The organism is Burkholderia sp. MBR-1, assembly GCF_013822785.1.
GTDB classification, from domain to species: domain Bacteria; phylum Pseudomonadota; class Gammaproteobacteria; order Burkholderiales; family Burkholderiaceae; genus Burkholderia; species Burkholderia vietnamiensis.
This window is the reverse complement of sequence record NZ_CP053609.1, coordinates 2,478,082-2,494,611: the sequence shown is the minus strand read 5'-3', so window position 1 is coordinate 2,494,611 and position 16,530 is coordinate 2,478,082. Positions and strand designations below refer to the sequence as shown.

20 protein-coding genes are annotated in these 16,530 nt (G+C 71.2%); 14 read left to right on the top strand and 6 right to left on the bottom strand.

Going from position 1 to position 16,530, the window contains the following annotated elements; translation table 11 throughout:
* Positions 1-30 precede the first annotated feature (30 nt).
* On the top strand, positions 31-354 hold the full coding sequence (locus tag MBR110_RS11450) for a TFIIB-type zinc ribbon-containing protein (RefSeq protein ID WP_034193232.1): 324 nt from the start codon (positions 31-33) through the stop codon (positions 352-354).
* A gap of 104 nt (positions 355-458) precedes the next feature.
* Here MBR110_RS11450 and MBR110_RS11445 read toward each other — a convergent pair whose 3' ends face one another.
* From MBR110_RS11445 to MBR110_RS11435, 3 genes are all read right to left on the bottom strand, one after another.
* The gene (locus MBR110_RS11445) at positions 459-875 is read right to left on the bottom strand and encodes an Hsp20/alpha crystallin family protein (RefSeq protein WP_011884241.1); all 417 of its coding nucleotides are present in this window, start codon (positions 873-875) and stop codon (positions 459-461) included.
* 16 nt (positions 876-891) lie between these two features.
* Entirely contained in the window at positions 892-1,332 is a 441-nt protein-coding gene (locus tag MBR110_RS11440; RefSeq protein WP_011884243.1) for an Hsp20/alpha crystallin family protein, read from the bottom strand.
* 227 nt (positions 1,333-1,559) lie between these two features.
* Positions 1,560-2,408: a LysR substrate-binding domain-containing protein gene (locus tag MBR110_RS11435; RefSeq protein ID WP_011884244.1), complete on the bottom strand. Its 849-nt coding sequence runs from the start codon at positions 2,406-2,408 to the stop codon at positions 1,560-1,562.
* Positions 2,409-2,736: 328 nt separating this feature from the next.
* Between MBR110_RS11435 and madL the strand changes: the two genes are divergently transcribed.
* From madL to MBR110_RS11380, 11 genes are all read left to right on the top strand, one after another.
* A complete protein-coding gene (gene madL / locus MBR110_RS11430; protein ID WP_011884246.1) occupies positions 2,737-3,132 on the top strand; it encodes a malonate transporter subunit MadL in 396 nt (131 codons plus the stop codon).
* Between the two features lie 11 nt (positions 3,133-3,143).
* Positions 3,144-3,911: a malonate transporter subunit MadM gene (madM, locus tag MBR110_RS11425; RefSeq protein WP_011884249.1), complete on the top strand. Its 768-nt coding sequence runs from the start codon at positions 3,144-3,146 to the stop codon at positions 3,909-3,911.
* A gap of 138 nt (positions 3,912-4,049) precedes the next feature.
* Positions 4,050-5,696 carry a malonate decarboxylase subunit alpha gene (gene mdcA / locus MBR110_RS11420; RefSeq protein ID WP_045579276.1) on the top strand — a complete coding sequence of 549 codons (1,647 nt, stop codon included), beginning with the start codon at positions 4,050-4,052 and terminating at the stop codon, positions 5,694-5,696.
* 10 nt (positions 5,697-5,706) lie between these two features.
* Entirely contained in the window at positions 5,707-6,021 is a 315-nt protein-coding gene (gene mdcC, locus MBR110_RS11415; protein ID WP_059462915.1) for a malonate decarboxylase acyl carrier protein, read from the top strand.
* Complete coding sequence (locus MBR110_RS11410; RefSeq protein ID WP_176315877.1) at positions 6,018-6,959, top strand: biotin-independent malonate decarboxylase subunit beta; 942 nt, start codon at positions 6,018-6,020, stop codon at positions 6,957-6,959. Before mdcC ends, MBR110_RS11410 begins: the two co-directional genes overlap by 4 nt.
* Positions 6,946-7,653, top strand: coding sequence for a biotin-independent malonate decarboxylase subunit gamma (gene mdcE, locus MBR110_RS11405; protein WP_181709071.1), 708 nt, complete (start codon positions 6,946-6,948; stop codon positions 7,651-7,653). The genes MBR110_RS11410 and mdcE overlap by 14 nt, the downstream gene beginning before the upstream one ends.
* A complete protein-coding gene (gene mdcG, locus MBR110_RS11400) occupies positions 7,640-8,308 on the top strand; it encodes a malonate decarboxylase holo-[acyl-carrier-protein] synthase (RefSeq protein WP_011884255.1) in 669 nt (222 codons plus the stop codon). Before mdcE ends, mdcG begins: the two co-directional genes overlap by 14 nt.
* The gene (gene mdcB / locus MBR110_RS11395; RefSeq protein WP_059475900.1) at positions 8,305-9,180 is read left to right on the top strand and encodes a triphosphoribosyl-dephospho-CoA synthase MdcB; all 876 of its coding nucleotides are present in this window, start codon (positions 8,305-8,307) and stop codon (positions 9,178-9,180) included. Before mdcG ends, mdcB begins: the two co-directional genes overlap by 4 nt.
* The gene (locus tag MBR110_RS11390; protein WP_059475901.1) at positions 9,177-10,109 is read left to right on the top strand and encodes an acyltransferase domain-containing protein; all 933 of its coding nucleotides are present in this window, start codon (positions 9,177-9,179) and stop codon (positions 10,107-10,109) included. Before mdcB ends, MBR110_RS11390 begins: the two co-directional genes overlap by 4 nt.
* Positions 10,110-10,283: 174 nt before the next feature.
* Positions 10,284-10,805, top strand: coding sequence for a phospholipase D-like domain-containing protein (locus MBR110_RS11385; RefSeq protein WP_011884259.1), 522 nt, complete (start codon positions 10,284-10,286; stop codon positions 10,803-10,805).
* 327 nt (positions 10,806-11,132) lie between these two features.
* Positions 11,133-11,813, top strand: a complete 681-nt coding sequence (locus MBR110_RS11380; RefSeq protein WP_014722805.1) for a phosphoribosyltransferase — start codon at positions 11,133-11,135, stop codon at positions 11,811-11,813.
* Here the strand turns inward: MBR110_RS11380 and phaZ are convergent.
* Positions 11,800-13,023: a polyhydroxyalkanoate depolymerase gene (phaZ, locus tag MBR110_RS11375; protein ID WP_014722806.1), complete on the bottom strand. Its 1,224-nt coding sequence runs from the start codon at positions 13,021-13,023 to the stop codon at positions 11,800-11,802. The genes MBR110_RS11380 and phaZ overlap by 14 nt on opposite strands.
* 180 nt (positions 13,024-13,203) lie before the next feature.
* Between phaZ and MBR110_RS11370 the strand changes: the two genes are divergently transcribed.
* Both MBR110_RS11370 and MBR110_RS11365 read left to right on the top strand, forming a co-directional pair.
* Positions 13,204-13,833: a glutathione S-transferase family protein gene (locus tag MBR110_RS11370; RefSeq protein WP_059888068.1), complete on the top strand. Its 630-nt coding sequence runs from the start codon at positions 13,204-13,206 to the stop codon at positions 13,831-13,833.
* A gap of 370 nt (positions 13,834-14,203) precedes the next feature.
* Positions 14,204-14,410, top strand: a complete 207-nt coding sequence (locus MBR110_RS11365; protein ID WP_014722807.1) for a hypothetical protein — start codon at positions 14,204-14,206, stop codon at positions 14,408-14,410.
* Between the two features lie 127 nt (positions 14,411-14,537).
* Here the strand turns inward: MBR110_RS11365 and proP are convergent, their stop codons facing one another.
* Complete coding sequence (gene proP, locus MBR110_RS11360; RefSeq protein ID WP_011884265.1) at positions 14,538-16,022, bottom strand: glycine betaine/L-proline transporter ProP; 1,485 nt, start codon at positions 16,020-16,022, stop codon at positions 14,538-14,540.
* A gap of 173 nt (positions 16,023-16,195) precedes the next feature.
* Complete coding sequence (locus MBR110_RS11355) at positions 16,196-16,516, bottom strand: hypothetical protein (RefSeq protein WP_155624954.1); 321 nt, start codon at positions 16,514-16,516, stop codon at positions 16,196-16,198.
* Between the last annotated feature and the right edge of the window lie 14 nt (positions 16,517-16,530).

The window sequence follows — 16,530 nt, the reverse complement described above, 5'->3', positions numbered from 1 at the left end:
TGCGCAATCCAGTCCCGAAGGAGCCGCCTGATGAAATGCCCTGTCTGCAAGACGCCGGACCTGCTGATGGCCGAGCGCCAGTCGATCGAGATCGACTATTGCCCGACGTGCCGCGGCGTGTGGCTCGATCGCGGCGAACTCGACAAGCTGATCGCGCGCGAAACCGGCGAGGTACGGCCCGATGTACGGCACGACGCACGGGCTAACGCACCGGCTGACGGGCGGCCCGATCGCCACGCGCCGCGCGGCCGAGACGGGGGCTGGCCGCGCGACGCGCGCGCCGACGACGACCGCCATCGGCACGGCGGCCAGCGGCGCAAGCGGTCGGTGTTCGACCTGTTCGATTTCGATTGAACGCGGCTGCGCGGGCGTGGGCCGCCGCATGTGAAAAATCCCCGTCCGGGACCATGCCCGGCGGGGATTTCATCGCATGTCGTCGTCGGCCGGTTCTCGCGCGCTTACGCGCCGCCGACCGTCACGTCGATACGGCGCGGACGCGCTTCTTCGCGGCGCGGGATCGTCAAGGTCAGCACGCCGTCGCGCAGGTTCGCGTCGATGCGCGTCGTGTCGAGATCGGCGCTCAGCACGAACGAGCGCACGAAGCGCGGCACGCGCACTTCCGCATGCCGCACGCGCAGGTCGGCCGGCGTGTCGATGCGCGCTTGCGCGTCGATCGTGAGCGTGTTGTCGTGCACCTTGACGTCGAGGTTCTCGCGCGGCACGCCGGGCAGGTCGGCGCGCAGCGTGACGCGCTGTGCGTCCTCGACGATGTCGACGGCCGGCGTGATCGCGGGCCGGCGCGCGCCTTCGGCAGCGGCGGCGGCCGGCTGTGCGGCGTCGGTTGGACGTTCGGTCAGGGTCTGGCTCGTGTTCATGTCGGTCTCCTGAAGTTCACTGAACGGTGATGGCACGCGGCTTCGATTCCTCGCGGCGGCCGACGCGGATCAGCAGGCAGCCGTTTTCGTAGCGCGCGCTGACCTTGTCGGGATCGGCGTTCTGCGGCAACTCGACCACGCGCCGGAAGGCGCCGTGAAAGCGCTCCTGCGCATAGGTGCGCACGTCGTCGCCGCCGTCCTGCGGCACCGGCTTGCGCTCGCCGCTGATGGTCAGCAGGTCCTTGTCGATCGACACGTCGAAGTCGGCGGCGGCCATGCCGGGGGCGAACGCGACGATTTCGATCGCGTCGTCGGTCGCGCCGATGTTCAGCGCCGGGAACGCGGTGGGCCGCACCGCGCGGATGCCGGTCGGCAGCTCGCCGAACAGGCTCGCCATCTGCCGCTGCAGGCGCGTGAATTCGTCGAACAGATCGTTGCCGAAATACATACCGCTCATGATGGTCCTCCTGAACGTGAAGCGCGGGATACGCGCCGACGCAGCCCCGTCGACGCGCACGGTGCGCGTGGTGGGCATTGCCTGATGACGCTTAGTTAGTGGCCGGCGAGCGGCATTTCAAGAGGGTGGATTGCGGCGGTGGCGGCGGCGTGTCGCGACGCGTCGCAGCGGCTCACGTTCGACGCCACCCTCGACCGCCGCCACCGTCGCGACCGCGACGCATCCCGCTACAACCCCGCCGCCGCCGCGATCAGCGTCGCCTCGAGCGCAAGCGTCGAGCGTGACGCCGCGGCCGGCCGGTCGATCACGTATTCGAGCTCGCCGAGTTCCGGCAGCCCGGCGTCGAGCCGCGCGAGTCCGGCCGGGATCACGTAGCCGGCGAACGCGCTCACGCCGAGCCCGGCGCTCGCGGCCGCCCGCAGCACCGCGATGCTGCTGCTCACGACGGCGATCCGGTAAGGGCGGCCGACCGCTTCGAGCGATTCGAGCACGCGGCGCCGCGACACGCTCGGCTCCGGATGCATCGCGAGCGGCAGCACGGCCTCGTGGCCGGTGATCGCCGAATCGGGGCCGGTGCACCAGTACAGCGGCTCGCTGCGGATCACGCGGCCGCGCCGGCTGCCGGCGACGCGCTTGGCGAACACCAGATCGTGGCGGCCTTCGTCGAGCGCGTCGAACAGATCGCCCGACAGCCCGGTCGAGATCGCCAGCTCGACGTCCGGATTGCGCTGCACGAAGCTCGCGAGCGCGGCCGTCAGATGCGCGGACGCGAAATCCTCCGACATCGCGAGCCGCACCTTGCCGGACAGCGGCGGCCCGCACACCGACGTGACGGCTTCGTCCATCAGCTCGAGAATGCGCACCGCGTAGCGCAACAGCGCGTCGCCGTGCTGCGACAGGCGCACGTTGCGCGTGTCGCGCTCGAACAGCGGCCGGTCGAGCAGCTCCTCGAGGCGGCGGATGTGCTGGCTGACGGTCGACTGCGACAGGCTCACGCGCTCGGACGCGGCGGTGAAGCTGCCGGACTGCGCGACGGCGACGAAGCTGCGCAGCAGTTCGGGCGGTAACGGACGCATTGCTAAATCCACTGAATCGGTTTCGACAACTTCATAAATCGCCGGATTTTGCGGCGCTAGTATCGGATCACGCGCCAGTGCGGCCCTTCAAGGCCGGCCGCACCGGCGGCGTAGCCCGTGTCGTGCCGGCGGCTGCTTCGGTCAGTCTAAGCCATTCGGCGTTCGGCCCGAACCCGCATCATCCCATCGACCCCGAGAACGCGCTCGCACGACGAGCCGCCGGGCCGCGGCGCCGCGCCGCAGGAGACGGACAGTCCGGCCGGGTATCGGCGGCCGGCCCTCCCTCCTGCACGCGTCAGGCGCCGCACCAAGAGACTGGAGACGACTCATGATCATCTACGGAACCGCGCTGCTGGCGTTCTGCCATCTGGCCGGGCTGTTCCTCGGCGACCTGCTGGGCGCCGCGATCGGCGTGAAGACCAACGTCGGCGGCGTCGGCATCGCGATGCTGCTGCTGATCTGCCTGCGGCTGTGGCTGCACCGGCGCGGCTGGCTGCCGAAGGAGACGGAAGCGGGCGTCGGGTTCTGGGGCGCGATGTACATCCCGGTCGTCGTCGCGATGGCGGCGAACCAGAACGTCGTCGCCGCGCTGAAGGGCGGCCCGGTCGCGCTGCTGGCCGCGCTCGGCGCGGTCGCGATCTGCGCATGCTGCATCGCGGTGCTGGTGCGCACCGGACGCGACGACACGGCCTTCGCCGGCGTGCCGCAATTCGAAGAACAGTGACGGAGGCCGCCATGCTGCAGATGCTCGAAAAAACCGTCGCCCACAACGGGCTCGTCGCGTCGTTCGCGCTGGTCGGCCTGATCATGTGGCTGTCGTCGATCGCGTCGCGCCGGCTCACGTTCGGCCGCGTGCACGGCTCCGCGATCGCGATCGTCATCGGTCTTGCGCTCGCGTACGTCGGCGGCGCGTTCACCGGCGGCGACAAGGGCCTCGCCGACGTGCGGCTGTTCGCCGGCATCGGCCTGATGGGCGGTGCGATGCTGCGCGATTTCGCGATCGTCGCGACCGCGTTCGAAGTGCAGCCGGCCGAGGCGCGCAAGGCCGGCCTCGTCGGCGTCGTGTCGCTGTTGCTCGGCACCGTGCTGCCGTTCATCGTCGGCGCGAGCATCGCGCGCGCATTCGGCTACACCGATGCGGTCAGCATGACGACGATCGGCGCGGGCGCCGTCACCTACATCGTCGGGCCGGTCACCGGCGCGGCGATCGGCGCGAGCTCCGACGTGATCGCGCTGAGCATCGCGACCGGCCTCGTGAAGGCGATCATCGTGATGGTCGGCACGCCGGTTGCCGCCAACTTCATGGGGCTGAAGACGCCGCGCTCCGCGATGATCTTCGGCGGGCTGGCCGGCACGGTGAGCGGCGTGAGCGCGGGGCTCGCCGCGACCGATCGCCGGCTCGTGCCGTACGGCGCGCTGATCGCCACGTTCCACACCGGCGTCGGCTGCCTGCTCGGGCCGTCGCTGCTGTTCTTCGCGACGCGCGCGCTGGTCGGCGCGTAGCGTGCGCCGGCGGCACGCGCGTGCGGCGACCGGCCGCATCCATCGCGGCGCCCTCTGAGTCGCATTCGTCATCATCATCAATCGGCGGCAGCCCGCGGCTTAGAATGCCGCTGAACCATCGAAGCGGGAGAACTCTTCATGACCGGATGGAATCACGCGCGGCAGGCGCGCGACGCACGCATCGCGGCCGGCGCGGCGTTCGCGCGCGGCAAGCGCGTCGAGGCACGCGACGCCGTCGCGCTGCTCGAAGCGGTGCTGCAGCCGGGCGATCGCGTGTGCCTCGAAGGCGACAACCAGAAGCAGGCCGACCTGCTCGCCGTCGCGCTCGCCGACGTCGACAACACGAAGATCCACGACCTGCACATGGTGCAGTCGGGCGTCGTGCTGCCCGAGCATCTCGACGTGTTCGAGCGCGGCATCGCGAAGCGGCTCGACTTCGCCTATTCGGGCCCGCAGTCGCAGCGCATCGCGAAGCTGCTGTTCGGCGGCAAGATCGCGCTCGGCGCGGTGCACACGTATCTCGAGCTGTTCGCGCGCTACTTCATCGATCTGACGCCGCAGGTCGCGCTGATCGCCGCCGTCAGCGCCGACGCCGACGGCAACCTGTACACCGGCCCGAACACCGAGGACACGCCGACCGTCGTCGAAGCCACCGCGTTCAAGGACGGCATCGTGATCGCGCAGGTCGACCGCATCGTCGACAAGGTGCCGCGCGTCGACATTCCGGGCGACCGCGTGCATTTCGTCGTCGAGGCGGGGCGGCCGTTCTACGTCGAGCCGCTGTTCACGCGCGACCCGGCCGCGATCACCGAAACGCAGATCCTGACCGCGATGCTCGCGATCAAGGGCATCTACGAGCCGTACGGGATCAAGCGGCTGAACCACGGCATCGGCTTCAACACGGCCGCGATCGAGCTGCTGCTGCCGACCTACGGCGCGAAGCTCGGGCTGAAGGGCAAGGTCTGCACGCACTGGGCGCTCAATCCGCACCCGACGCTGATCCCCGCGATCGAATCGGGCTGGGTCGAACAGATTCACTGCTTCGGCTCCGAAGTCGGGATGGACGACTACATCCGCGCGCGCTCCGACGTCTGGTTCACCGGCCCCGACGGCTCGCTACGCTCGAACCGCGCGTTTTGCCAGACGGCGGGCCTCTACGCGTGCGACATGTTCATCGGCTCGACGCTGCAGATCGACCTGGCCGGCCATTCGTCGACGGTCACGGCCGAGCGCATCGCCGGTTTCGGCGGCGCGCCGAACATGGGCAGCGACGCGCGCGGCCGGCGCCATCCGAGCGAGCCGTGGCTGAAGGCCGGCGCGCAGGCCGACCCCGACACGCCCGCGGCGCTCAGGCGCGGCCGCAAGCTGGTGGTGCAGATCGGCGAGACGTTCGGCGACAAGAACGTGCCGATGTTCGTCGAGAAGCTCGACGCGCTGAAGCTCGCCGACAAGCTGCAGCTCGATCTCGCGCCGATCATGGTCTACGGCGACGACGTCACGCACATCGTCACCGAGGAAGGGATCGCGAACCTGCTGATGTGCCGCGACCTCGACGAGCGCGAGCAGGCGATCCGCGGCGTGGCCGGCTACACGGAGGTCGGCCGCGGCCGCGACCGCCGGATGGTCGAGCGCCTGCGCGAGCGCGGCGTGATCCGCCGCCCGGAGGATCTCGGCATCGATCCGCTCGACGCCGACCGCCGCTGGCTCGCCGCGCGCTCGATCAAGGACCTCGTGCACTGGTCGGGCGGCCTCTATGCGCCGCCGGCCCGGTTCCGCAACTGGTGAGGAAGACGGGATGGAACAGTTGAACTATCGGTTCGCCGCGCGCGCGCGTGCGAAGGGCCGGCTGGCCGCGGCGCTCGTCGGCGTGGTCGCGTCGGGCAACCTGGAGGTGCTCGTCGAGCGCGTCCTGCCCGACGATCAATGCGAGATCGACATCCGCACCGCGGCGGTCGGTTTCGGCGCGGTGTGGCGGGCCGTCGTGGCGGATTTCGTCGACCGGCGCGCGCCGGGCGGGCTGAAGCTGTCGATCAACGACGGCGGCGCGCGGCCCGACATGGTGTCGCTGCGGCTCGCGCAGGCCGTGCGCGCGATCGAGGGGGACGCATGACGAACCCGGCGATTCACGACCACGACGCGCCCGCGTTCGTCGCGAACGACGCGAGTTGGTACGAGGCGTCCGCGCGGCAGCGCATCGACGCGCTGCTCGATGCGGGCAGCTTCGACGAATTCCTCGGGCCGGCCGAACGCGTGGCGAGCCCGCATCTGCCGCTGTTCGGGCTGCCGCAGCAGTTCGACGACGGGATGGTGGTCGGCCACGGCTGGCTCGACGGCAGGCCCGTGCTGATCGCCGCGCAGGAAGGCCGCTTCATGGGCGGCGCCTTCGGCGAAGTGCACGGCGCGAAGCTCACGGGGCTGCTGCGCGCGGCGCGCGAGCTCGGCAAGCCGGTGTTGATCCTGTTCGATACCGGCGGCGTGCGGCTGCAGGAAGCGAACGCGGGCGAGCTCGCGATCGCCGAGATCATGCGGGCGCTGGTCGACGCGCGCGCGGCCGGCGTGGCGGTGCTCGGGCTGATCGGCGGGCGCGCCGGCTGCTACGGCGGCGGCGGTCTGCTCGCGGCCTGCTGTTCGGCGTTGGCAGTGTCCGAGCAGGGACGCATCAGCGTGTCGGGGCCCGAGGTGATCGAGACCAATCGCGGCGTGGAGGAATTCGACGCGAAGGATCGCGCGCTGATCTGGCGCACGATGGGCGGCAAGCACCGGCGGCTGATCGGCGGCGCGGACCGCTACGTCGCCGATACGCCGGCAGCGTTCCGCGCGGCGGCGCTCGAACTGCTCGGCTGCGCGCCGGCGTTCGATGCGGCGATGCTGCGCGCGGAGCAGGCGCGTCTCGAAGCGCGCGTCGCCCGCTTCGGCCGATGTGCGGATGCGCTCGACGTGTGGCGCGCGCTCGGCGCGGATCGGCCGGAAGCGATTCCCGGTATGCCCGACGACGCATTCGCCAAGCTCGCCGACCAGTTACAGGAGCCGCAGCATGACGCTCGATGAAGTACTGACCTCGCTGTTTCCCACGGGCCATTCGATTGCGCGCGATGGCGGCCTGCTGACGGGCTCGGCGCAACTGGGCGGCACGCGCGTCGACGTGATCGGCGTCGCCGAGCGTCTGCCGTTCGGCATCGACGAAGCGCTGGCGCTCGCGTCGCAGGTGCTCGCCACGATCGAGCGCGGCGGCGCCACGCCGATCCTCGTGCTCGTCGACAGCGACAGCCAGCGGATGAGCAAGCGCGACGAACTGCTCGGCCTGAACGAAGGGCTGTCGCATCTCGCCAAATGCCTGATGCATGCGGAGCTCGCCGGGCACCGGACGATCGGCTTGCTGTACGGCCATACGGCCGCCGGCGCGTTCATCGCGACCGCGCTCGCGACGCGCACGCTGCTCGCGCTGCCGGGCGCTGAGCCGGAGGTGATGGACCTGCCGTCGATGTCGCGCGTGACGAAGCTGCCGATCGACGTGCTCGAGGCGATGGCGCGCTCGACGCCGGTGTTCGCGCCGGGGCTCGACAATCTCGTGAAGATGGGCGCGGTCGACGCGGTGCTCGATCCGGCCTGCGCGCTCGACGCGCAGGTCGGCGAGTGGCTCGCCAGGCCAGTCGATCGCGGCGACACGCGCGCCGCGCGCGGCCGCCCGGTCGCGGCCGACGTCGCGCGTCGCGTCGAGGCGCTCGCGCGTGCCGCGCGCTGACGCACCGCTGCGCCGCCACACGCTCGTCACGCTGACGGCGGCCGGGTGGTCCGCCGCGTTCGCGCGCGATCCCGCGCTCGCGGCCGATCCGGTCGTGCATGCGTGGGCTGCCGACGGCCGGCCGCTGATCGTGCGCCGCGCCACGCCCGACGAAGCCGACGCGGCGCGCGTGCCGCTCGGCATCCCGTTGCCGCCTGCCGCCGGCAAGCGGCGCGTCGCGCTGAACGCCGCGGCCGATGCCGTCGCAGCGCGTCGCGCGTTGCCGGCGCTGGCCGACGTGCTCGCCGCCGCGCCCGCCGCATGGCAGCCAACGCTGCGCGAACTGGCTGCGCTGGGTGCGCGCTGCGGCGTCGAGGGGCGCGTGTTCGGCAGCCTCGCATGGCAGACGCTGACCGGCGAACGCTATCTGAGCGACGGATCCGATCTCGACGTCGTGTTTCCGCTGCCGGCCGCGGCGCTGCGCGACGCGCTGCTCGACGGCCTCGCGGCGCTCGACGCGCGCGCGCCGATGCGCATCGACGGCGAATTGCTGCGCGACGACGGCGCCGGCGTGAACTGGCGCGAACTGTACGCGCGGCTGCCGGAAGTCGCGGTGAAGACGGCGCTCGCCGTCGAATTGATGTCGGTGGAAGCCTTCGCGCGAGGTGTGCGATGAATGCGTGGGCTGCGTGCCGCACGCTCGCGCCGTCCGGCGCCGAGCGCATCGCCGAACTCGCCGAGCGCAGCCTCGTGCTCGAAATCCGGACTTATCCGAAACCGGGGCTCGTCAGCCACGTCGACACCGGCAGCCATGCGGACATGGACGCGGCGACGTTCGCACGCAGCGCGGCCGTGCTGCGGCCGTACTTCGCGGAACTCGCCGAGGCCGGCGCGCGCGACGCGGACATGGGCACGCTGCGCAAGATCGGGCTGCGCGCGGAACACGCGATGCTGGCCGCGACCGGCGGCGTGAACACGCATCGCGGCGCGATCTTCGGGCTCGGGTTGCTGTGCGCGGCGGCCGGCCGGCGCGCCACGGCCGATGCAGCCGGTGCGGCCGCCCGCACGATGACGCTCGGCGCATTCGTCGCACGGCGGTGGGGCGCTGAGATCCTCGGCGGCCCGCGGCTGCCGGACAGCCACGGCGAGCGCGCGAGCCGTCGCTACGGCGTCGGCGGCGCGCGCGGCGAGGCGGCCGGCGGCTTCGCGACGGTATATCGCGTCGGCTTGCCGGCGTTGCGGCGCGCCGCGCGCTGGATGCCGGGCGACGCGGAAGCCGCGCGCGTCGAAGCCTGCTTCGCGCTGATCGCCGCGCTCGACGATACGAACCTGCTGCATCGCGGCGGGCGCGACGGGCTCGACTTCGCCCGCGCGAGTGCACGCGCATTCGTCGCACGCGGCGGCATCCGCGCGCGCGACTGGCGGCTGCGCGCCGCTGCCGCGCACCGCGCATTCGTCGCGCGCCGCCTCAGCCCCGGCGGCGCGGCCGACCTGCTCGCGATGAGCGTATTCGTCGACGCGCTCGACGCCGACGAGGCGCAACGATGACGCTCGCGATCCTGTGTTCAGGGCAGGGCGCGCAGCGCGCCGACATGTTCGAGCTGACCGGTGCGGCGCCGCAGGCCGAACCGCTGTTCGCACACGCGGGCCGGCTGCTCGGCGACGATCCGCGCGACTGGGTGCGGCGCGCCGGGCCGGACGCGCTCGGCGAGAACCGCGCAGCGCAGATCCTCTGCACGTTGCAGGCGCTCGCCGCGACCGCACTGCTCGCGGCCGCGTGGCCGCGCCGCCGCTGCGTGGCCGGTTACAGCGTCGGCGAAGTCGCGTCGTGGAGCGTGGCCGGGATGATCGATCCGCACGACGCGCTGGAGCTCGCCGATGCGCGCGCGCGTGCGATGGATGCGGCCAGCGGCGGCGATGAACGGATGGTGTTCGTGCGCGGGCTTGCGCGCGCGCAGCTCGCGGGCCTGTGTGACGGCCGCGACGCGGCGATCGCGATCGCGAATCCGGACGATGCGTTCGTGGTGGCCGGCGCCCAGCCCGACGTCGCCGCGGTGGCCGACGCTGCGGCGGGCGCGGGCGCATTGCGCGTCGCGCCCGTGTGCGTGCGGATCGCATCGCACACGCGCCGGCTGGCGGCAGCGGTGCCGCCGTTTCGCGCGTCGCTCGCCGCGGCGAACGTGCGCCGGCCGCTACCCGGCACGCGCGTGTTTGCCGGGATCGATGGCGGGTCGGTGCTCGATGTCGACGTGGGGCGCGACAAGCTGGCGCGGCAGATCGCGGAGCCGGTCGAATGGGCGGCGTGTCTGGCCGCCTGTGTCGAGGCCGGCGCAAGCGCGTTCCTCGAACTCGGGCCGGGCCGCGCGCTCGCCGAGATGGCGGCGGCCGCGTATCCGGCGCTGCCGGCGCGCAGCGTCGCCGATTTTCGCTCGGTCGACGGCGTCGAGAGCTGGCTCGCGCGGGTCGCGGGCGACTGAACGGTAGCGCGTGGCGCGGCGCGATCGGATGCAATTCGGCGTGTAGCTCGGCACGTTACTCGGCGCGCAATCCGGCACGCGACACGGCCCGCGCGATCGCCGTGGCGCAACGGGTGTTGCGCCGGCGCAGCACCGTGTCGGCTAGCGCTTGCCACGCGAATTGGCATCGCTAAAATGGCGCGCGCCATGAGACCAGCCGCCATTCTTCTCGCCGCGCTCGGCTGCGCGGCGAGCGCCCACGCCAGCCCCATTCCGTCCGACGCCGCGTCGGTCGGCACATACTTCTCCTATGACAATTTGGCCGCCGACGCGACCGTCGACCTGATCGACAACGCGCAGCGGCGCGTGCTGCTGGCCGGCTATGCGCATGTGCCGCCCGCGGTCGCGGCCGCGCTGCGGGCGGCGCGCGCGCGCGGCGTCGACGTGCGCGTCGTGCTGGTGCGCTCGGCGCGTGCAGGCAGGTATAGCGGCGCCGGTTACCTGAAAGCGGCCGGCATCGACGTCGCGATCGACTCGCGGCACGACGATCCCGCGCCGCGTTTCGCGATCGTCGACGACAACGTCGCGCTGCCGACGCTGTCCGAAGGCGCTGCCGCGCACGCGGAGACGGTCAACGTATTCCAGCGCGCGCCGGAGCTCGCGCAGTCTTACGCGCAGTCGTTCTGGCGTCTGTACCGGCAGGCCGCCGGGCGGTGAGCGGGCGGGGCGGGCTGCGCGGCTTATGAGCCGCGTGTCGGCGCGCTCCGCGTTGCGAGCTCCGCGCGCAGCGGGCCGGCTCGGGTTCTGGGCCGCGTTGGTCTACCGCCCAACTTTCGCGCGACGCTCTTCGTCGCGTTCCCTGCGGGCGGTGCCCGATACGCCGGTATGACCCCGCTTGCATCGGCGTCAGCGATGAACCATGCTCGTTGAACGGGCGCAGGTGCGGCTCGGCATCGATCGCGGTAGCGCGTACCGCATGTCCCGCATCTTTCATCACGCATCCCGCCCCGAAGCCCCGAAGCCCCACAACCGCATCGCGACAGCATGGCCCCGAACCTGCCCGAATGTTTCACCGATCGCGCCGACGCCGGGCGCCGGCTCGCGCATGCGCTCCACGGCTATGCGGACCGTCGCGACGTCGTCGTCCTCGCGCTGCCGCGCGGCGGTGTGCCGGTTGCGTTCCCCGTCGCGCAGGCGCTGCGCGCGCCGCTCGACCTGCTGATCGTGCGCAAGCTCGGCATGCCGTCCGATCCGGAGCTCGCGATCGGCGCGCTCGCGACGGGCGGCGCGATTCATCTGCGGCATGCGGCGATTCGCGCGATGGGCGTGACGCGCGACCAACTGGCCGACGTGATCGCGCGTGAAGCCGCCGAGCTGCAGCGCCGCGACGCGCTGTATCGCGGCGCGCGGCCGCCGCTGCCGGTCGAAGGGCGCGTCGTGATCGTCGTCGACGACGGCGTCGCGACCGGCGCCTCGATGCGCGTCGCGCTGCAGGCACTGCGCGCGCGCCGTCCCGCGCGCATCGTGGCTGCCGTGCCCGTCGCGCCGGCCGGTGCCGCGCATATGTTCGACGACGTGGCCGACGCGTTCGTCACGGTGTTGCAGCCCGCGCGGTTCTTCGGCATCGGCCAGTTCTATGCGGATTTCGACCAGGTCGGCGACGACGAGGTGCGCGCGCTGCTCGACGCGGCACGCGTCCGGCACGACGGGATCAGCCCCGCCTGATGCGGCGCCGGCGCGGCCGCGGGCGTTCGGCTTCGGCCTGCGCGAACATCCGCTGCAGCGCCGGGTGGACGTCGGCGTGCCAATGGTCGCCAGTGAAGAGGCCGTAGTGATCGCACTCGTCGACATCGACGCGATGACGCTCGCCGGCCGTCAGCCCGCCGCACATGTCGAGCGCCGCATGGGTCTGCCCGGCGCCGGTGACCGCGTCGCAGCGGCCTTCGACGGTCAGCAGCATGACGCCGCGCAGCGCGGCCGGCTCGACGCGCCGGCCGCCCACGTCCCACGTGCCGTTGGCGAGGCACATCCGCTGGAACACGATGTCGACGGTATCCAGAAAATACTCGGCCGGCATGTCGAGCAGCGCCGTGTACTCGCGCAGGGCGCGCCGTGCGTCGGCCAGCGCCGCCATGTCGACGCGCGATGCGGCGCGCGCGTAGTTTTCGATCAACGACATGAAACGCTGCGGATACAGCAGCGCGATTTCGCCCTGCTGAAGATAGGTCGGGAACACGTGACGGCCGTGGCCGGGGAAGCATGGCGGCACGATATCGATCAGATGACGGCGGCACCACGCGAGCGAATGCGACGCGGCCGTCGTGCCGAGCGCGCTGGGATTGACGCGCGCGTCGATTGGGCCGCCGATCAGCGTGATGCTCGCGGGCGGCGGCAGGCCGCGCGCGGCGCGCAGCGCGAGCGCGCCGAGCGCGGGCACCGTCGCCTGGCATACGGCGACGACGTGCAGCGGCCGGGCGTCGCTCGCGAGCGCGTCGACGAAGCCGTCGAGCGTCGCCACGTACTCGTCGAGCCCGAAGCGGCCCGCGGCGAGCGGGACGTCGCGCGCATTGACCCAGTCGGTCACGCAGACGTCGCCGTCCGCGAGCAGCGCCTCGACGGTTTCGCGCATCATCACGGCCGCGTGCCCGGCGAGCGGCGCGCACAACAGCACGGTGCGGCGCGTGCCGGCTTGCGCGAAGCGTCGCAACTGGCAGAACGGCGTGTGCGCGACGATCCGCTCGTCGATGCCCGGCTCGCGCAGCTCGAAGCGCGGCGGGCCGGCGGCCGGGCCGAGCAGCGGCTCGAACAGGTCGTCGTAACACGTGGACGCGCTGTGCGGCAGCGTCGCGGCCGGCCACACGTCGAACGCGTGACGCGTCGCCGCGCGCCAGGCGCGCATCCATTCCCGCTGCTGTTCGACGACGGCGTACCACATGGGAGACCTTGACGCGGAAGGGGCGTGAATCTGCATTATGGTCATTCCGGACGCGCCGCGGGTGTCCGATGCGTGACCGGGTGATGCGCATCAATCGCGCGGGGGGCCGCGCGTCGCTAGGCGGCCGCCTGCGTCGCTGCTACAGTCGATGGCCCTGGTTTGTCACTCGGAGCGTTTGCAATGAAGCTGATCGGTATGCTGGATTCCCCGTTCGTGCGCCGTGTCGCCATTTCGGCGAAGCTGCTGGACCTGCCGTTCGAGCACGAGTCGGTTTCGGTGTTTCGCCATTTCGACCGGTTCCGCGAGATCAATCCGGTCGTGAAGGCGCCGACGCTCGTGACCGACGATGGAGTCACGCTGATCGATTCCTCGCTGATCGTCGACTACCTCGACCATCTCGTCGCGCCGGAGCGGCGCCTGTTGCCCGAGGCCGTTGACGCGCGGTTGCGCGCGCTCGTGCCGGTCGGCTTCGCGCTGGCCGCGGCCGAGAAGACGGTGCAGGTCATCTACGAACAGGCGCTGCGGCCGGCCGACAAGCAGCACGCGCCGTGGCTCGAGCGCGTGCTGGGCCAGCTCGAGGCCGCGTACGGCGAACTCGAGCCGCTGGTGGCGGCCGCCAACGGCTGGCTCGGCGGCGCGCGGCTGCTGCAGTCCGACGTGACGGTGGCCGTCGCGTGGCGCTTCACGCAGTTCATGACCGCCGAATATGCGCCGCTCGCGCGGATCGAGCCGGCCCGTTATCCGGCGCTCGCCGCGCATTCGGCGCGGGCCGAGCAGCTTCCCGCCTTCGTCGAAACGCCGCTCGATTGAGCGCGGCGGCGCATCGCGCCGGTACGCGAGCGAGCGCGGGGAGGCTCCGCGATCCGCTTGCGCCGCACCGCTTCGCGCGGTGCGGTGCGGTGCGGTGCGGTGCGGGCGTCCCGCACGGCCCGACCGCGCGGTTCGCCGACGGCCGTGCGATAGCCCCACGCACGTTGATCCGACCCACGGCGCGGCTACCCGGCGCGTTCGCGCAACCCCGACACAGCCGCCCCCACAGGCCCCCGGACGACGCCGTCAGCCGCACCAGCCAAGGGCGTGGCCGATTGTTCACCGGCGGCAACAAGTGACTTCGCAAATGTGCCGTTTATCGGGATCAGGGTGATCCCTAGAATTCACTCCATCGAATATGCGTTGTCTGATGGAGCCGAAGATGAGAGCCCTGATCGAATCGAGCCTGTACCACCCGTCCGTCGTGTTGCCGCTCGCCGCGCTGACGCAGCTGATGGTCGAGCGCGATTTCAATCTCGGCCAGGTCGGCCTGATCGTCGCGGCGCGCGGTGCCCAGGCTGCCGTGTCGCGCTCGCGTGCGCTGATCTTCTGCCGCGAATGCGAAGCGCACGCCTGAACGCCGCTTCGGCGAACGAATAAAGGAACGCCCGGCCGGCAGGCGCCGGTCGGGCGAATCGGAGTAGATCTGGCCCCGGCTATTGCCGGGGTTTTTATTGGGCGCTCATTGGGCGCTTGTTGAGCACTCAGGCGCGTGCGGCCGACACGACGCCGTAGATTTCGGCTTCGTCCTCGTCGCGCAGCTGGCGCACCAGCTGGTGTGCTTCGCGGTGCGTCGCGACGGCCGGCGGCGAGCCCTTGAGCGGCTGACGCGCGGTCTCGGCGAGCGCGACGACCGACACGATGCCGATCACGGCGGCGCCCATCATGTAATAGGCGGGCATCATCAGGTTTTGCGTCACGTCGACGAGCCAGGCCGTCACCAGCGGCGTCGTGCCGCCGAACAGCGACACCGACACGTTGAAGCCGATCGCGAGCGCGCCGTAGCGGATCTCCGTCGGGAACAGCGCGGGCAGCGCCGACGGCATCACGCCGGTGAAGCACGACAGCAGCACGCCGAGGATCAGCAGGCCGCCGAACACCGACGCGGTGGTGCCCGCATGGATCAGCATCATCGACGGGATCGACAGCGCGAGCAGGCCCACGCAGCCGGCCAGCATGACCGGCTTGCGGCCGATGCGGTCCGACAGGCGGCCGGCCGCGAGCGTGAGCGGCATCATCAGCACCATCACGATCAGCACCAGCACGAGGCTGTGCGACTCGTCGAAGTGCAGCGTGGACGACATGAAGCTCGGCAGGTACGACAGCACCATGTAATCGGTCACGTTGAAGATCAGCACGAGGCCGACGCAGAGCAGGAGCGCGCGCCAGTTGGCGAACAGCGTTTCGCGAAAGCGCGTCTTCGGCACGGCCTTGTCCTGCGCTTCGCGCGCTTCGGCCTGACGCTTGAACGCCGGCGTCTCCTCGAGCTTCATCCGGATGTACAGCCCGATCAGGCCGAGCGGCCCTGCGATCAGGAACGGCACGCGCCAGCCCCACGACAGCAGCGCGTCCTCCGACAGCGACGCGGTCAGCAGCGCGACGACGCCGGCGCCCATCACATAGCCGATCAGCGTGCCGAACTCGAGGAAGCTGCCCATGAAGCCGCGGCGCTTGTCGGTCGAGAACTCGGCGATGAAGGTGGCGGCGCCGCCGTATTCGCCGCCGGTCGAGAAGCCCTGCACGAGGCGGGCGACGAGCAGCAGCACGGGCGCCATGATGCCGATCGACGCGTAGCTGGGGATCAGGCCGATCGCGAAGGTGCCGACGGCCATCATGATCATGGTGGCGGCGAGCACGCGCTGGCGGCCGATGCGGTCGCCGAGCGGGCCGAACACCATGCCGCCGAGCGGGCGCACGACGAACGCGGCCGCGAACGTGCCGAAGGTGGCGAGCAGCTGCGCGGACGGGCTGCTCGACGGGAAGAACACCTTGCCGAGCGTGACGGCGATGTAGCTGTAGACGCCGAAGTCGAACCATTCCATCGCATTGCCGATGGCCATTGCGCTGACGGCGCGCTTGAGCAGGCTCTGGTCGACGACGGTGATGTCGTCCGCGGCGAGCGGGGCCTCGCCGGACGACGGGGAAGGGGAAGCAGCGATCGGGCTGACGTGTGTTGCGGTCAAGGTCATGCACTCCTTTGACTGCGCCGGAACGGATGGCCGTCCGACACGGTTTGCCGGCAAGCGCGAGGTCGTGTGTAGCGCGTCGGGGCAGGCCTTTAAGCACTTACTGCGCGAATGGCGGTAAAGAGCCGCAAGGGACTGCTTCGACGCGGGCCCGATGGGCCGCCGCGACGGTGCGCTCATGAAGAATGGGCCGCGTGATGCAGGCGGCGGATACCGGTGCGGACGAAAGTCCGGCGCTCCGGCAAGTGCCCCGGAAGGGCAACGAAACGAGAAAAGCGGGCCTGTCGGGCGGGCTTTCCTGTGGATGCAATGTCGATCGAAGCGCCGGCCTGCAGGCGCGGGCGGCATTCGATCGAGATCAAAAAAGAAAGAGATTCGAGGTTGAAACAGGCGACATGATAGCACGATGACAGACGATCGTGCAAATTGCTCGGAATCGCCCGTCCCGCGGCGGTTCCGGCGCGGCTCGCGCGGGTATGATGGGCCGCGCCGGGCATGCCGTCGCGGGGCC

Bases quoted from the DNA above. Each gene is read 5' to 3' on its own strand.
- MBR110_RS11355 (WP_155624954.1), bottom strand. From the start codon at position 16,516: ATGCCCGGCGCGGCCCATCATACCCGCGCGAGCCGCGCCGGAACCGCC.
- MBR110_RS11385 (WP_011884259.1), top strand. From the start codon at position 10,284: ATGGCGCGCGCCATGAGACCAGCCGCCATTCTTCTCGCCGCGCTCGGC.
- MBR110_RS11380 (WP_014722805.1), top strand. From the start codon at position 11,133: ATGGCCCCGAACCTGCCCGAATGTTTCACCGATCGCGCCGACGCCGGG.
- madL (WP_011884246.1), top strand. From the start codon at position 2,737: ATGATCATCTACGGAACCGCGCTGCTGGCGTTCTGCCATCTGGCCGGG.
- MBR110_RS11410 (WP_176315877.1), top strand. From the start codon at position 6,018: ATGACGAACCCGGCGATTCACGACCACGACGCGCCCGCGTTCGTCGCG.
- MBR110_RS11445 (WP_011884241.1), bottom strand. From the start codon at position 875: ATGAACACGAGCCAGACCCTGACCGAACGTCCAACCGACGCCGCACAG.
- proP (WP_011884265.1), bottom strand. From the start codon at position 16,022: ATGACCTTGACCGCAACACACGTCAGCCCGATCGCTGCTTCCCCTTCC.
- phaZ (WP_014722806.1), bottom strand. From the start codon at position 13,023: ATGTGGTACGCCGTCGTCGAACAGCAGCGGGAATGGATGCGCGCCTGG.
- mdcA (WP_045579276.1), top strand. From the start codon at position 4,050: ATGACCGGATGGAATCACGCGCGGCAGGCGCGCGACGCACGCATCGCG.
- MBR110_RS11435 (WP_011884244.1), bottom strand. From the start codon at position 2,408: ATGCGTCCGTTACCGCCCGAACTGCTGCGCAGCTTCGTCGCCGTCGCG.
- MBR110_RS11365 (WP_014722807.1), top strand. From the start codon at position 14,204: ATGGAGCCGAAGATGAGAGCCCTGATCGAATCGAGCCTGTACCACCCG.
- mdcE (WP_181709071.1), top strand. From the start codon at position 6,946: ATGACGCTCGATGAAGTACTGACCTCGCTGTTTCCCACGGGCCATTCG.
- MBR110_RS11390 (WP_059475901.1), top strand. From the start codon at position 9,177: ATGACGCTCGCGATCCTGTGTTCAGGGCAGGGCGCGCAGCGCGCCGAC.
- MBR110_RS11370 (WP_059888068.1), top strand. From the start codon at position 13,204: ATGAAGCTGATCGGTATGCTGGATTCCCCGTTCGTGCGCCGTGTCGCC.
- MBR110_RS11450 (WP_034193232.1), top strand. From the start codon at position 31: ATGAAATGCCCTGTCTGCAAGACGCCGGACCTGCTGATGGCCGAGCGC.
- MBR110_RS11440 (WP_011884243.1), bottom strand. From the start codon at position 1,332: ATGAGCGGTATGTATTTCGGCAACGATCTGTTCGACGAATTCACGCGC.
- madM (WP_011884249.1), top strand. From the start codon at position 3,144: ATGCTGCAGATGCTCGAAAAAACCGTCGCCCACAACGGGCTCGTCGCG.
- mdcB (WP_059475900.1), top strand. From the start codon at position 8,305: ATGAATGCGTGGGCTGCGTGCCGCACGCTCGCGCCGTCCGGCGCCGAG.
- mdcC (WP_059462915.1), top strand. From the start codon at position 5,707: ATGGAACAGTTGAACTATCGGTTCGCCGCGCGCGCGCGTGCGAAGGGC.